At 71.6% G+C, this 13,654-nt stretch carries 13 protein-coding genes; 4 read left to right on the top strand and 9 right to left on the bottom strand.

What is annotated here, in order from left to right:
• Positions 1-52: 52 nt before the first annotated feature.
• The 4 genes from ACZ60X_RS22185 to clpS all read right to left on the bottom strand — a co-directional run bounded on the left by ACZ60X_RS22185 (position 53) and on the right by clpS (position 3,320).
• Positions 53-475, bottom strand: a complete 423-nt coding sequence (locus tag ACZ60X_RS22185; RefSeq protein ID WP_469601005.1) for a M67 family metallopeptidase — start codon at positions 473-475, stop codon at positions 53-55.
• Between the two features lie 137 nt (positions 476-612).
• Complete coding sequence (locus tag ACZ60X_RS22180) at positions 613-2,043, bottom strand: amino acid permease (RefSeq protein ID WP_469601002.1); 1,431 nt, start codon at positions 2,041-2,043, stop codon at positions 613-615.
• A gap of 340 nt (positions 2,044-2,383) precedes the next feature.
• Entirely contained in the window at positions 2,384-2,989 is a 606-nt protein-coding gene (locus tag ACZ60X_RS22175) for a DUF2017 domain-containing protein (RefSeq protein WP_469600999.1), read from the bottom strand.
• Positions 2,990-3,002: 13 nt separating this feature from the next.
• Positions 3,003-3,320, bottom strand: coding sequence for an ATP-dependent Clp protease adapter ClpS (gene clpS, locus ACZ60X_RS22170; protein ID WP_158921259.1), 318 nt, complete (start codon positions 3,318-3,320; stop codon positions 3,003-3,005).
• 58 nt (positions 3,321-3,378) lie between these two features.
• Here clpS and ACZ60X_RS22165 point away from each other — a divergent pair, with 58 nt between their 5' ends.
• Positions 3,379-4,725, top strand: a complete 1,347-nt coding sequence (locus ACZ60X_RS22165; RefSeq protein ID WP_469600997.1) for a nicotinate phosphoribosyltransferase — start codon at positions 3,379-3,381, stop codon at positions 4,723-4,725.
• 175 nt (positions 4,726-4,900) lie between these two features.
• Complete coding sequence (locus ACZ60X_RS22160) at positions 4,901-5,494, top strand: nicotinamidase (protein ID WP_469600995.1); 594 nt, start codon at positions 4,901-4,903, stop codon at positions 5,492-5,494.
• Positions 5,495-5,533: 39 nt separating this feature from the next.
• On the opposite strand, the gene ACZ60X_RS22155 is transcribed toward ACZ60X_RS22160, so the two are convergent.
• Together ACZ60X_RS22155 and ACZ60X_RS22150 are read right to left on the bottom strand one after the other, a co-directional pair.
• Positions 5,534-5,860, bottom strand: coding sequence for a hypothetical protein (locus tag ACZ60X_RS22155; protein ID WP_469600993.1), 327 nt, complete (start codon positions 5,858-5,860; stop codon positions 5,534-5,536).
• A gap of 121 nt (positions 5,861-5,981) precedes the next feature.
• Positions 5,982-8,345 carry an immune inhibitor A domain-containing protein gene (locus ACZ60X_RS22150; protein WP_469600990.1) on the bottom strand — a complete coding sequence of 788 codons (2,364 nt, stop codon included), beginning with the start codon at positions 8,343-8,345 and terminating at the stop codon, positions 5,982-5,984.
• A gap of 304 nt (positions 8,346-8,649) precedes the next feature.
• Between ACZ60X_RS22150 and ACZ60X_RS22145 the strand changes: the two genes are divergently transcribed.
• Positions 8,650-8,880 carry a hypothetical protein gene (locus ACZ60X_RS22145; protein WP_469600987.1) on the top strand — a complete coding sequence of 77 codons (231 nt, stop codon included), beginning with the start codon at positions 8,650-8,652 and terminating at the stop codon, positions 8,878-8,880.
• 20 nt (positions 8,881-8,900) lie between these two features.
• Here ACZ60X_RS22145 and ACZ60X_RS22140 read toward each other — a convergent pair whose 3' ends face one another.
• Positions 8,901-9,563, bottom strand: a complete 663-nt coding sequence (locus tag ACZ60X_RS22140) for an RDD family protein (protein ID WP_469600985.1) — start codon at positions 9,561-9,563, stop codon at positions 8,901-8,903.
• Positions 9,564-9,640: 77 nt separating this feature from the next.
• Positions 9,641-11,359 (bottom strand): RDD family protein, encoded by a 1,719-nt coding sequence (locus ACZ60X_RS22135; protein ID WP_469600982.1) that lies wholly within the window; start codon positions 11,357-11,359, stop codon positions 9,641-9,643.
• A 238-nt stretch (positions 11,360-11,597) separates the two neighbouring features.
• Here ACZ60X_RS22135 and ACZ60X_RS22130 point away from each other — a divergent pair, with 238 nt between their 5' ends.
• Positions 11,598-12,011 (top strand): SsgA family sporulation/cell division regulator, encoded by a 414-nt coding sequence (locus ACZ60X_RS22130; protein WP_469600980.1) that lies wholly within the window; start codon positions 11,598-11,600, stop codon positions 12,009-12,011.
• Positions 12,012-12,037: 26 nt separating this feature from the next.
• Here ACZ60X_RS22130 and ACZ60X_RS22125 read toward each other — a convergent pair whose 3' ends face one another.
• The gene (locus ACZ60X_RS22125) at positions 12,038-13,462 is read right to left on the bottom strand and encodes an FAD-binding oxidoreductase (RefSeq protein ID WP_469600978.1); all 1,425 of its coding nucleotides are present in this window, start codon (positions 13,460-13,462) and stop codon (positions 12,038-12,040) included.
• Between the last annotated feature and the right edge of the window lie 192 nt (positions 13,463-13,654).

The raw sequence follows: 13,654 nt of genomic DNA, 5'->3' as shown, positions 1-13,654 counted from the left end.
GCCATCGGAGTGTGATCTCGCATGCTGGATGAGTTGTGACCGCATCGCGGGATCAGTAGGCCTCCACGACCCTGACCTCCTCCTCCGTGACCTCTGCGTCCACGATCCGGAACGAGCGGAACTGGAAGTCGCCGAGCCCGTCGGTGTCGGCGGTGGAGACGAGGACGTAGTGCGCGCCGGGCTCGTTGGCGTAGGAGATGTCGGTGCGCGAGGGGTAGGCCTCGGTCGCGGTGTGGGAGTGGTAGATGATCACCGGCTCCTCGTCGCGGTCGTCCAGCTCGCGGTAGAGCTTGAGCAGGTCGCCCGAGTCGAACTCGTAGAAGGTGGGCGACATGGCCGCGTTGAGCATCGGGATGAAGCGCTCGGGGCGGTCCGAGCCCGCCGGGCCCGCGACGACGCCGCACGCCTCGTCGGGGTGGTCCTTGCGGGCGTGGGCGACGATCTGGTCGACGAGGGCCTGGGTGATGGTCAGCATGCTGGCCAGGATAAGCAAAGGGGCCGTTCCGTACCGAGGGATGGTACGGAACGGCCCACATGCCGGACGCCCTGAGCGGCGGCCGCGGCGGGGCGCCACGAGAGCCCCGCACGGCCGGACGTCCCGGGGGAGGACGGTCAGCGCTTGGCGAAGGCCGCGGCCTCCGGGTTGCGGCGCCTGAGCACCCAGTAGGAGACGCCGAGGACGGCGGCCCACAGCGGAGCGCAGTACAGCGAGACCCGGGCGTCCTTGTCGACGCCCATCAGCACGATCACCATGCCGATGAACAGCAGCGCGAAGACGCTCGTGTACGGGGCGCCCGGCGCGCGGAACTCGCTCTGCGGCAGCTCCCCGCGGTTCGCCCTGGCCCGGTAGCGGAGCTGGCAGAACAGGATGACGATCCAGGCCCACATGCCGGAGATGGTGGCAAAGGAGACCACGTAGTCGAACGCCTTGCCCGGCCACTGGTAGTTGATCCAGACGCCGACGAGCATCAGCGCGGCGGAGAACGTGGTGCCGGCGAGCGGGGTGCCGCTGGGCGTCAGCTTGGTGAACATCTTCGGCCCCTGGCTGTTGAGCGCCAGGTCGCGCAGCATGCGGCCGGTGGAGTACATGCCGGAGTTGCAGGAGGACAGCGCGGCCGTCAGGACGACGAAGTTCACGATGCCGGCGCCGACGGACAGGCCCATCTTCTGGAAGGCGGCCACGAAGGGGCTCACCCCCGGGTGGAACTCGGTCCACGGCACGACCGACAGGATCATGATCAGCGCGCCGACGTAGAAGACGGCGATGCGCCACGGCACGGTGTTGATCGCCTTGGGCAGGACCTTCTTCGGGTCCTTGGACTCGCCCGCGGTGACACCGACCAGCTCCACGGCGAGGAAGGCGAACATGACCATCTGCAGGGTCATCAGGGTGCTGCCGACGCCGTGCGGGAAGAAGCCGCCGTCGCTCCACAGGTGGCTGACGGAGGCGGTCTTGCCGGCGTCGGAGAAGCCGACGGTGAGGATGCCGGCGCAGATCAGGATCATGCCGATGATCGCGGTGACCTTGACCATGGAGAACCAGAACTCCAGCTCACCGAAGAGCTTCACGGAGATCAGGTTGGCGGCGTACAGCACGACCGTGAAGACCAGGGCGGAGACCCACTGCGGTATGTCGAACCAGTACGTCATGTAGGCGGCCGCGGCCGTGACCTCGGTGATGCCGGTGACCACCCAGAACAGCCAGTACGTCCAGCCGGTGACGAAGCCCGCGAAGGGGCCGATGAACTCGCGCGCGTACTCCGAGAACGAACCCGACACCGGGCGGTACATCAGCAGCTCGCCGAGCGCCCGCATGATCAGGAAGATGACGAGGCCCGCGACGGCGTACGCCAGGATCAGGCTCGGGCCGGCCTTGGAAATGCCCTTGCCCGCGCCGAGGAACAGGCCGGTGCCGATGGCACCGCCGATGGCGATCATCTGGATCTGCCGGGCCCCGAGCCCGCGCTGATACCCCTCGCCGCCCTCGCCGTCCCGCACGGCCTCGTTGCCGTCGCGATGCTGGTCGACCTGCGCTGAGGTCATGTGTGGTGCGCCTTTCTCCATGCCGACCCGCGGCCCTTCGTCGGCCTCGGATCGGGTTTCGATCCCCCCGGATTGCTGGAGCTGTGCCTGACCGACGGTCGTCGGCTGGTGGCGCACCCGGCCCGACATGGGTGGCGTCGGCCGGGCGGTCGTGAAGATTTATCACAACCGCAATAATGATCACATGAATGCGCTGTGACGCACCTCACAGGGAGAAGCGGACAAAGGGCATGGAAGACCAGCAAACCCGACCGCAACGGTGACGGGATCGTTATCCGGATTTGAGCGTCCGCTGAGCGAACAGTCGTACACCGTCTGATCGTCTGTGCTACGGCGGCGGTTACGGCATCAGGGTGCTCACGAGGGTCTCCTGGAGCCCGCCGAGCCACAGGTACGCCATCACCATCGGCTTGCGCGGGTCCTCGTCCGGGAGCCGGTAGAGCAGGTCGGTGTCGTCCTCGTCGGTGATCTCCAGCCGGGCCCCGATCGCGAGCCGCAGGTCGTTCAGGGCGCCGAGCCACTGCTTCGACTCCGGGGGCGTCAGCTTCAGCACCGCACCGCCCTCGTCCACCGGGGCGAGCGCGTCCAGCGACCGGATCACCGCGAGCGCGCTCTCCCGCTTGCCGGCCCGCAGGTCGTTCTCGGTGTAGCGGCGGAACTCGGCGGAGTGGGCCCGCTGCTCCTCGGCCTCGGCGGGTGAGCCGGGCGCCTTCTCGGGGTCGCCGTAGGCGTCCGGGAAGAGCCGGCGCAGCACCGGGTCGGCGGGCGGCTCGCTGGGCCCGTCCGCGAACAGCTCGGCGAGCGGGTCCGCGGGGGCGTCGGCGCCGGGTCCGGGCCCGATCAGCTCCAGCAGCTGGACCGCCAGCGAGCGGATGATGGAGATCTCGACGTCGTCGAGGGCGACGGCCGCGCCGCCGCCGGGAAGCGGTTCGAAATGACCAGGCATGTAAGTGGGTTCGCTACTTCCGGTCCTGCTGCAGGGTGGCCCACAGACCGTAGCCGTGCATCGCCTGCACGTCGCGCTCCATCTCCTCGCGCGACCCGCTGGAGACGACCGCCCGGCCCTTGTGGTGGACGTCGAGCATGAGCTTGGTGGCCTTGTCCTTGGAGTAGCCGAAGTACGACTGGAAGACGTACGTCACATAGCTCATGAGGTTGACCGGGTCGTTGTGCACGATGGTGACCCAGGGGACGTCGGGTTCGGGTACGGCGAAGACCTCCTCCGCCGACTCGGTGCGTTCGATCTCTACGGGCGCGGGTGACGTCACAGTGCCCATGCTGCCACGCGCCCTACAAATCGTCACACTGACGCGAAGGGGTGTAGCATCTATGGTCATGAACACAGCGGACCTTGGGCTGCCGGTGGACGTTCCCTCGACGGCGCTCTTCACGGACCAGTACGAGCTGACCATGCTCCAGGCGGCGCTGAAGGCCGGTACGGCCGAACGGCGGAGCGTGTTCGATGTCTTCACCCGGCGACTGCCGGACGGGCGCCGCTACGGCGTGGTGGCGGGCACCGGCCGCGTCCTGGACGCGGTGGAGAACTTCCGCTTCGACGCGGGCGTCCTCGGCTTCCTGCGCGAGCGGCAGATCGTCGACGAGCGCACGCTCCAGTGGCTCGCCGCGTACCGCTTCGGCGGGGACATCTGGGGCTATCCCGAGGGCGAGGTGTACTTCCCCGGCTCGCCGATCATGCGCGTCGAGGGCACCTTCGCCGAGTGCGTGCTGCTGGAGACGGTGATCCTCTCCATCCTCAACCACGACTCCGCGATCGCCGCGGCCGCCTCACGGATGGCCTCGGCCGCCGGGGACCGCCCGCTGATCGAGATGGGCGCGCGCCGCACCCACGAGCTGGCGGCGGTGGCCGCGGCGCGCGCGGCGTACGTCGGCGGCTTCGCGACCACCTCCGACCTGGCGGCCGGCTTCCGCTACGGCATCCCGACGGTCGGCACCTCGGCCCACGCCTTCACGCTCCTGCACGACCACGAGCGCGACGCCTTCCGCGCCCAGGTCGACACCCTCGGCCGGGGCACCACCCTGCTCGTGGACACCTACGACGTCGCCGAGGCCGTCCGTACGGCGGTGGAGGTGGCCGGGCCCGAGCTGGGCGCGGTCCGTATCGACTCGGGCGACCTGCTGCTCGTCGCCCACCGGGTGCGCCAGCAGCTGGACGAGCTGGGCGCCGCCCACACCAAGATCGTCGTCACCTCCGACCTGGACGAGTACGCCATCGCCTCCCTCGCCGCCGCGCCGGTGGACGCGTACGGCGTCGGCACCCAGGTGGTCACCGGCTCCGGGCACCCGACCTGCTCCATGGTCTACAAGCTGGTCGCCCGCGCGGAGTCCGGCGATCCGAAGGCGCCGCTGGTGCCGGTCGCGAAGAAGTCCAGCGGCGGGAAGACCTCCATCGGCGGGCGCAAGTGGGCGGCGCGCCGGCTGGACGAGGACGGGGTGGCCGAGGCCGAGGTCGTCGGCACCGGGCAGGTGCCGCCGGAGCTGGCGGACCGGCAGCTGCTGGTGCAGCTCGTCAAGGGCGGGGACGTCCTCGCGCGCGAGCCGCTCGACGTCCCCCGGGACCGGCACATCGCCGCCCGCGCGAATCTGCCGCTGTCGGCGACCCAGCTCTCCCGCGGGGAACCCGTCCTTGCGACGGAGTACGTCACGGGCCGCTCGGGTAGCTAGTGGCCCAACAGGCAACGTTCACCCCGGCGCACCGGCCGCCGCTCCTCGAGGGGCAGACGTTGCCTGCCGGGGCACTGGAGCCCGACCGCCGTCCGTCCCTTCGTCCGCCCCCTCCCGCGCGGGCCCGGAAGTCTCTAGGCTCGATCGATCAGCCGATAATCGAAGGACACCCATCATGCGCCGCGCCTTGATCGTCGTAGACGTGCAGAACGACTTCTGCGAGGGGGGCAGCCTCGCGGTGTCCGGCGGCGCCGATGTCGCCGCCGCCGTCACGGAACTGATCGGCCAGGCGGCCGGCACCGGGTACCGGCACGTGGTCGCCACCCGGGACCGCCACATCGCCCCCGGCGGCCACTTCGCCGACGACCCCGACTACGTCCACTCCTGGCCCGCGCACTGCGTCGCGGGCACGGAGGGCGTCGGCTTCCACCCGAACTTCGCCCCGGCCATCGCCTCCGGCGCAGTGGACGCCGTCTTCGACAAGGGCGCCTACTCGGCCGCCTACAGCGGCTTCGAGGGCGAGGACGAGAACGGCGTCCGGCTGGCCGACTGGCTGCGCGAGCGCCACATCGACGAGGTCGACGTGGTCGGCATAGCCACGGACCACTGCGTCCGCGCCACCGCCCTGGACGCCGCCCGCGAGGGCTTCCGCACCCAGGTGCTGCTGGACCTCACGGCGGGGGTGTCCGCACAGACGACGGAGCGGGCGCTGGAGGAGCTGCGGGAGGCCGGGGTGGAACTCACGGGCAAGCCGGTCGTGAGCGGCTAGCGCGACCGCCCCACGACCGTCACCGGCCCCGGGAGCGCCTCACCCCTGCGGAACCGCCGGGGGTCTGCGCAGCAGCGCCCGGATGGGATGCCACAGCTCGGTCACGATGACACCGTTGTCGGCCGGTGCGGTGCGCCATATCAGGCCGTCCGGGTGGTGCAGGACCGCCGTGATCTCGTCGGGGGTCGGCGGCGCGGCGTTGCCCCGGAGGTAGATCGCGCGGAATCCCAGGTTGCGGAGCCTGGTCAGGGCGCGCGCCCGGTTCTGGGCGTGCACCAGTACCCGCACCCCGGCGGAGTCGTATGGCAGGTTCAGCGCCACCACGACCGTGCCGTTCGGCAGCTTGCAGAAGCCTCCAGCGGCCATGCGGTCACATCCCCGTTTCGGTCGGTGTCAATAAGCGGTCCACAGCACGCACCTAAACACGATCGGCGGCAAGCCGCCAAGGGTTTGCCGCCGATACGCGTCTGACCTGCACAGATGACGACTACTTCACCGCGGGTCCGACTTCCAGCTCGATCGTCGAGCCGTTTCCGGCCTGCTTGATGATCTTGATCTTGGTGTTGGTGTCAGTGACCTTCACCCCGCCGGTCGGGTTCGCCGGGTCGTAGTAGGCGCCGGCGTGGTCGTCGAAGACCGGCACCCCCTTCTGTGACGCGATCCTCGTCCCGGTGCCCGCCTGGTGCAGCGTGATCGCGTCCGTCGGCTCCAGCGTGAAGGGGGAGTCGTAGGCCTGCGTCCGGTTGCGCATCAGCGTGCCGTCGGACCAGCGCAGCGCCTTCGGGTGGGCGTCGACCGGCAGGATCAGCCCGGTGCCCGGGTGGGCCTTGGCGTTGGTGTTGTTGTCCGCCTGGGAGGTGTCCCACTTCCAGATCAACAGGCCGTTCTGGTACGGGTAGTGCTCCACCCAGTCCGGCCGTGCGGTGTTCAGGTAGCCGAAGTTGTACGGGCCGGCCTTGAGGGTCTTGTCGTACGACACGTACTGCCGGTTCTCGGCGAGGTAGTACTGCTTGTAGTCCTTGGTGAAGGACGCGCCGATGCGGGAGAAGCCCGCGGCCGTCCAACCGGCGTCCGGCGACTCGGCGTTGTCGGAGAAGACCGGCGCCCCGTCCGCCGTCAGCGTGATCTCGTCGGCCGCGAAGCCCTTCTGCGCCACCCCGCCGTCGGTCTGGTAGCGGAAGCGCAGGTCGATCTTCCTGCCCGCGTAGGCGTCGAGCGGGTACGACAGCCTCGTGTAGGTGGCGGTCGTCCCGGTCAGCGCCGGCTTGCCGGAGCCGTCGCGCGGGACGGCCCTGCCGTCGACCGTGCCGTCCAGCGCGGTCCAGTTGGCGCCGCCGTCGGTGGACACCTCGGTGTAGAGGTAGTCGTAGCCGTTCTCGATGTCGTACCAGCCGTCCAGGCTGAGCGTGGCCGAGGACTTCCCCGTCAGGTCGACGGAGCGGGTCAGCGTGTTCCTGAGGTTGTCGCCGCTGCCGCTCCACCACTGGGTGGCGCCCTGCGCCGGGGTGACGATCTCGGTCTTCACGGCCTTGTCGGGCAGCGTGACGACCACCGCCTGGCGGTACTTGGTGTTGTACTCCGCGTAGCCCAGCTTGTGCCAGGAGGAGACGCCCGCCTTGGCGGTGTCGTAGTTCAGCCAGCCCAGCTGGAGCTTGTCCCAGGCGCTCAGGTCGCCGGGCAGGTCGCCGATGGCCTCCTTGCCGGTGCCGAGCCAGGAGCCGGAGGACATCAGCGTCCAGAAGCCGGTGGAGTTGTCGCCGCCGTCGGTGTCGTACTCGTCCGGCAGGCCGAGGTCGTGGCCGTACTCGTGGGCGAAGACGCCGAGGCCGCCGTTCTCCGGCTGGATGGTGTAGTCGCCGACCCAGACGCCCGTGTCGCCGACCTGGGCGCCGCCGAGCCTGTTGCCCGCGGGGCCGGTCGCGCCCGCGTCGGTGCCGAAGGCGTACCAGCGGTGGGCCCAGATCGCGTCCGTGCCCTGGGCGCCGCCGCCCGCGGACTCGTCCTCGCCGGCGTGCACGATCTGGAAGTGGTCGACGTAGCCGTCGGGTTCGTTGAAGTCGCCGTCGCCGTCGTGGTCGTAGCGGTCCCACTGGTCGTACGCCGCGAGGTCCTTCTTGATGTCGGCGTCGGCCTTCCCGGCCGCCTTCGCCTGCGCCACCCACGCGTCCAGGCCGTCCTTGACGACGTTCCACACGCTCGGGCAGTTGGTGGAGCCGCAGGCGTTGCTGCCGTAACGGGCCTCGTTGTAGGGGACCTTGACCCAGTCGGAGACCTCGCCGTCGACCGAGTAGCGGCCCGAGGACTGCTTCTCGTAGTACTTCTTCAGCGACTCGGTCTTGCTGCCGGTGCCGAAGTAGAGGTCCTGGAAGTGCTTCCGGCCGTAGTCCGGCTGCCAGGCCGTCGAGTTGTCCTTCGTCCGGTCCGGCGCGGCGATGGTGTTGTGCAGCGGGCCGGGCGTGCCGCCGTACTTCGGGTCGGTGCTGTCCCCGAACTCCACCAGGATCGTGAAGATCTTGTCGGTCTTCTCGCGGCCCAGCTCGACGTACTTGCCGTCGCCCCTGCCGCTCTTGAGCTGGACGACCTTGGAGCCGTCCCGCTCCCTGGCCTTGGCCTTGCCCGATATCAGCTGGGCCAGCGCCTCCTGGCGCTGGGCCTCGCGGGTCTTGCTGAGCGGGCCGTCGAGGTCGTGCGCCTTCTGCGTCACCGGTGCCGGGTCGTGCCGGTTCGCGGCGGCGGAGCGGGCCGGCTGCACGGCGGCCTCCGCGACGGCGAAGGTGGCGAACGTGGCGGACGCCGCCGCGAGCGTCACACCGACCGCGGCCACCCTGAACGTCCAGGATCTGCTGGTCACTTGTTCCTCCCCTGCGCCTGTTCGACGCATGTCAAGTGACGACATTTGACTAGAGGTTTAGAAGAAAAGACAGATCTTGACTCGCTCGGGTGGGGTGCACTATGCCGTCCTGGTGTTCGCTTTACGAATCTGCGAGCGGACTATGCCGCCACCCCATGACTCCGTGCGCCCCCTGTGCACCGGGACCGTGGGTTAGGTCACGCTTACCGACCGTCCGGCTCGGGCATGCACGCGAAGAGAGTCGAACGGCAACCCCCGATCCACCGACGACGATCCCCCGAAGACTTCCGAGGACACGATTGCCATGCCTCGTCCGACCGCCGCACAGCTCGCCTACGGTTCCTGCACCGTGATCTTCTCGACGCTCGCCATGCTGCTGCTGTCCCGGACGGGTTCGGGCCTCGGGATCACCGTCATCGCCCTCGCGGCCCTGGCCCTCGGGCTGCTCGTCGCGATGACGGTCCCGCTGCCGAAGGCCCGCACGGTCCCGGCACCGGCCGAGCCCGCGCCCAGGGAGGAACCGGTCTCCCTGTGAGGGGTTGACACGTCACTCGCTCACGCCGTGCTGACCACCACCGTCTTGGCCGCCTTGTCGTGCAGGCCCTGCTTGTACGGCCGGTCGAAGTAGCTCCAGCCGCCGCAGATCGCCGTCCAGACGCAGGCGCAGCAGAAGGCGAACGGCACCCACAGCACCAGGGAGCGGATCAGCATGGTCTGCACGGAGGGGGTGGCGCCGTTGTCCAGGTTCGCCACCCGCATGCCGAGCCACTTCTTGCCGAGGGTCTGGCCGTACCTGCTCATCATGTAGGTGTCGTACGCGATGTAGAGCACGGCCCCGATGAACGACTGCGCGACGGACTTGCCGACCTCGACGTGGTCGCCGTTGATGTCGTACTCGCGCACCCCGAACGCCCAGGTGAGCAGCCAGACGACGATGCCGACGAGGATGATGTCGAAGATCCGCGCGAGGGTCCTCCTGCCGCTGTCCGCCAGCGGGGGCATCCCGGCGAGCGGATCGGCGGGATAGCCGTAGGGGCCACCGCCGTACGGACCACCGCCGTAGGGGCCGCCCCCGGGCGGAGGGGGCTGGGCACCGCCGGGCGGGGTGTCGTACGGCGAGCCCGGTCCCTGGCCCGACTGGTCCGACGGGGGCCGCTTCCTGAACGGGTCGTCCTCGGGGGGCTGCTCTGCCGAGCCGGGAGGCGGTTGGCTGCTCATGGCCCGAGTGGACCGCGAACGCCCCGGCGCCGCATCCGGCGGGCGGCCGGACGGAGTAGCGCGGGGCGCGGTCGGGGTCAGCCGGCGACGAAGGTGTGCGCCGCCTTGTCGTGCCAGCACTGGCGCCAGGGCCGGTCGAACAGGCACCACAGCACACCCACGATCCCGACGCCGAGCAGCCCGGGGACGCTGAAGACCAGCCAGCGGCGCAGCGCCGGGCCGAAGGCGGGCGGCTCGTACCCCTCGATGTCCCGCACCTCCAGCCCCAGCAGCCGCTTGCCCAGGGAGCGGCCCCACTTGACGGTCGGCAGCACCTCGTAGGCCACGCCGACGAGGAGGAGGACGGCGACCACGACGCCGAGGCTGGTGGCGGTCGTGCCGTCGAGCAGCCAGACGGTGACCTCGCGGCCGGACAGCCTGGCCGCGTCGATCTTCTGCTGGACGTGGTCGGCGGCCCGCAGCCCGAGCGGTACGGCGGCGGCGGCCGTCACGAGGCCCACGATCAGGGTGTCGATCAGCCGGGCGGCCAGCCGCTTGCCGAGTCCGGCGGGCCGGGCCGCTGCCTGGCGGCGCGCGGCCGCCTGGAAGAGGTCCTCCACCGGCGGCTTCCACGGCGCCACGGGCTGCTCGTCACCGCCGCCGGCCAGTTGGTGCACCTGCTGTGCCCAGGATGTCTGACCGCCGCCGGGGCCGCTGGTCAGGGGGGTGGCGGGGGCCGCGGCCTGGGCGGGTACGGAGGGGGCGACGGCGGCGGGCGACGCCTGGGGCGGCTGTCCGGCGGCGCGCGCCGCGGCGGCCTTGCCCGCGCCGAAGCCGGGACCGCCGGCCGGGGACGGGCCCGCCGCGGAGGCGGCGGAGGGCGGGGTGGGCGCGCCGACGGGGCCCTGCGGGCCGTACCCCTGTGACACCCCGGGCCCGCCGAAACCGGCTTCGGCGCCGGGGGCTTGGGGGGTGGCGGCCTGGGAGCCGGGCGCCTGCGGACCGGCGGAGTGGCCCCCGGGGCCCTGGGGGCCCGGAATCTGCGGACCGGCGGAGTGGATCGCGGGGCTCTGGGGGCCGGGGGCCTGCGCACCCGTGGCCTGGGGACCGGCCGTCCGGGCGCCGGCGGAATGCGGGCCGAAGCCGGCGGGCGCACCGGCAGCGCCGGCCGCGCCCCGCCCCTCGGAGCCCGGGTTCTGGGCCGCGCCGTACGGGCCGAAGCCCGTGCCCGGCCCGGCCTGCCCACCGGGAGCCTGGGCGTCTGAGGCCTGCGGGCCGGGCGCGGACGGCTGTGCGCTGCGCTGTACCTGGCCCGGTACCGGGCGGAAGGTGATGGTGCCCTCGTCCTTGACGGCCGCGGGGCCGGGGACCGGGCGGCGGAAGATGAAGGTGCCGCCGTCCGGGGCGTCGTCCTCGTGGGCCGCCGTGCCGTCGGCGCTGCGGCTGCCGCCGGCCGGCCCGCCCGGCGGCCCCGCGGGGACCCGGGGATCCGCGGCCCACGGGCCGCGCCGGTCACTGCCGGCACCCGTCTCTCCCGCCGCGTGGCCGAAGGACCCCTGGCCGGACGCCCCCTGGCCGGCAGGCCCCGGCTCCGTGTCCTCGTCGAAGAAGTGGGGGCCCGTCTCCTCCACCGCCGGGGTCGCGGGGCGGACGCCCGGGGGCGGGGTGAGCGGCTCGCCGTCCTTCGGCGCCGGACGGCTGGTGCCGGGCACCCAGGAGGCGCCGTTCCAGTACCGGACGTAGCCGGGGATGGACGGGTCCGGGTAGTAGCCCTCGCGGGGCCGGTCGTCGCCTGGGGCCGGGGTTGGGGCGCTCATGTCCGTCGTCCCGTATCTGCTCGGGGGTGGGATAGGGGCTCCACATCTATCAGACCGGGGCGTCCCGCAACGCCAGTCCCGTGGGACCGAACCCCTTCCGGGTGGGAGCCGTGCACGGCTCCCACCCGTCCGCGGGAGAAAAATCCCCGAACCCGCGTAATGGCCCGGCCCCTGCCCCCTCTCCCCGGGTGCGGGCCCGTTCCGAGCGGTCCGCCGAGGAGAGAGAAAGGGCAACGTCATGCATCACACCGTGGTGGAACGGGAGCTGGAGCTGAAGCTCGTCCTGTCGCCGGAGCGCAGCGTCCCGGTCCCGGCCCGGCTCGGCTACCGCTCCGACGACCCCTACGCCGTCCACATCGCCTTCCACATCGACTCCGACTTCCCCGTCCACTGGACGTTCGCCCGCGACCTGCTGGTGGAGGGGGTCTTCCGGCCGTGCGGGCACGGGGACGTGCGGGTGTGGCCGACGAAGTCCGACGGGCGCAGCGTCGTGCTGATCGCGCTCAGCTCGCCGGACGGGGACGCGCTGCTCCAGGCGCCCGTCCCCCAGGTGTCGGCCTGGCTGGAGCGGACGCTGACGGCCGTGCCGCCGGGCATGGAGGGCGCGCGGCTCGGCATCGACGACGCGCTCGACCAGCTGCTGGCCCGGTGAGCCGGCGCGCCGAGTGCGCGAAGGGGTCAGAACAGCTTGCCCGGGTTGAGGATGCCCAGCGGGTCGAAGGCGTGCTTCACCGCGCGCTGCATCTCGACGCCGACCGGACCGATCTCCCGGGCCAGCCACTCCTTCTTCAGCACGCCGACGCCGTGTTCGCCGGTGATGGTGCCGCCCAGCTCCAGGCCGAGGGCCATGATCTCGTCGAAGGACTCGCGGGCCCGCCGGGACTCGTCCTCGTCCTGGGCGTCGAAGCAGACGGTGGGGTGGGTGTTGCCGTCGCCGGCGTGGGCGCAGACGCCGATGGTGAGCCGGTACTTCTCGGCGATCCGCTCGACGCCCTCCAGCATCGCGCCGAGCCGCGAGCGCGGTACGCACACGTCGTCGATCATCGTCGTGCCCTTGACCGCCTCCAGCGCGGTCAGCGAGAGCCGCCGGGCCTGGAGGAGGAGTTCGGACTCGGCGGCGTCCTCCGCCGGGACGATCTGGGTGGCGCCGGCGGCCTCGCACAGGGCGCCGACGGCGGCCAGGTCGGTGGCCGGGTCCGGGGTGTCGAAAGCGGCCAGCAGCAGCGCCTCGGTGGTCTCCGGCAGACCCATGTGGGCGAGGTCGTTGACCGCCTTGACGGTCGTACGGTCCATCAGTTCGAGGAGGGACGGGACGTGCCCTCCCTCCATGATCCGGCACACGGCGTCGCAGGCGGCCGCCGCGGAGGGGAACTCGGCGGCCAGCACCAGCTGCTGCGGCGGCTTCGGCTTCAGCGCGAGGACCGCGCGCACGACGATGCCGAGGGAGCCCTCGGAGCCGACGAAGAGCCGGGTGAGGTCGTAGCCGGCCACCCCCTTCGCCGTACGGCGGCCGGTGGACATCAGGCGGCCGTCGGCGAGGACGACGTCCAGGCCGAGCACGTACTCGGCGGTGACCCCGTACTTGACGCAGCACAGACCGCCGGAGCCGGTGCCGATGTTGCCGCCGATCGTGCACATCTCCCAGCTGGAGGGGTCCGGCGGGTAGTACAGGCCGTGCTCCTCGACCGCGCGGGAGAGCGTGGCGTTGATGACGCCGGGCTCGACCACCGCGACGCGGTCGACGGGGTTGATCTCCAGGATGCGGTCCATCCTGGTCAGGGACAGTACGACGCAGCCGTCGCTGGCGTTGGCGGCGCCGGACAGGCCGCTGCGGGCGCCCTGGGGGACGACCGGGACGCGCAGCTCGGTGGCGACGCGCAGGACGTGCTGCACCTGCTCGACCGTACGCGGCAGGACCACGGCGGCGGGGGCGCCGGCGGGGCAGAAGCTCGCCATGTCGTGGGAGTAGGCGGCGGTGACGTCGGGGTCGGTCAGGACGGCCTCGGCGGGCAGGCCGGCCAGGAGCCGGTCGGTGAGACGGCTCGTCCCTGCGGTGTCCGCGGTGTCCTCGGAGCGGGGCGCTTCGATACGGCTCATGATCACAGCGTGACACTCACGGCCATCGGTGTGAACCCCGTCCCCGGCCTCCTTGGGCCACGTGGGGCGCGCTGACCACGCCGACGCACAGTGCGCGCCGTGGACCCCCGGCCGAGCGTGCCGGTCACGTCCCCGCCGGCCGGGCTCGCCGCGCCGCGCCGACAGCGGTGGCCGCGCCGGGTGCCGTGCGCCGCGCCG

It is taken from the genome of Streptomyces sp. NPDC104106, from assembly GCF_055584345.1.
This window is presented reverse-complemented; position numbering and strand designations above follow the sequence as displayed.

Excerpts from the sequence above, each read along its gene's own strand:
- ACZ60X_RS22185 (WP_469601005.1), bottom strand. The coding sequence starts at position 475 with ATGCTGACCATCACCCAGGCCCTCGTCGACCAGATCGTCGCCCACGCC.
- ACZ60X_RS22145 (WP_469600987.1), top strand. The coding sequence starts at position 8,650 with ATGCCTCGTCCGACCGCCGCACAGCTCGCCTACGGTTCCTGCACCGTG.
- ACZ60X_RS22175 (WP_469600999.1), bottom strand. The coding sequence starts at position 2,989 with ATGCCTGGTCATTTCGAACCGCTTCCCGGCGGCGGCGCGGCCGTCGCC.
- clpS (WP_158921259.1), bottom strand. The coding sequence starts at position 3,320 with ATGGGCACTGTGACGTCACCCGCGCCCGTAGAGATCGAACGCACCGAG.
- ACZ60X_RS22140 (WP_469600985.1), bottom strand. The coding sequence starts at position 9,563 with ATGAGCAGCCAACCGCCTCCCGGCTCGGCAGAGCAGCCCCCCGAGGAC.
- ACZ60X_RS22160 (WP_469600995.1), top strand. The coding sequence starts at position 4,901 with ATGCGCCGCGCCTTGATCGTCGTAGACGTGCAGAACGACTTCTGCGAG.
- ACZ60X_RS22180 (WP_469601002.1), bottom strand. The coding sequence starts at position 2,043 with ATGACCTCAGCGCAGGTCGACCAGCATCGCGACGGCAACGAGGCCGTG.
- ACZ60X_RS22130 (WP_469600980.1), top strand. The coding sequence starts at position 11,598 with ATGCATCACACCGTGGTGGAACGGGAGCTGGAGCTGAAGCTCGTCCTG.
- ACZ60X_RS22135 (WP_469600982.1), bottom strand. The coding sequence starts at position 11,359 with ATGAGCGCCCCAACCCCGGCCCCAGGCGACGACCGGCCCCGCGAGGGC.
- ACZ60X_RS22165 (WP_469600997.1), top strand. The coding sequence starts at position 3,379 with ATGAACACAGCGGACCTTGGGCTGCCGGTGGACGTTCCCTCGACGGCG.
- ACZ60X_RS22155 (WP_469600993.1), bottom strand. The coding sequence starts at position 5,860 with ATGGCCGCTGGAGGCTTCTGCAAGCTGCCGAACGGCACGGTCGTGGTG.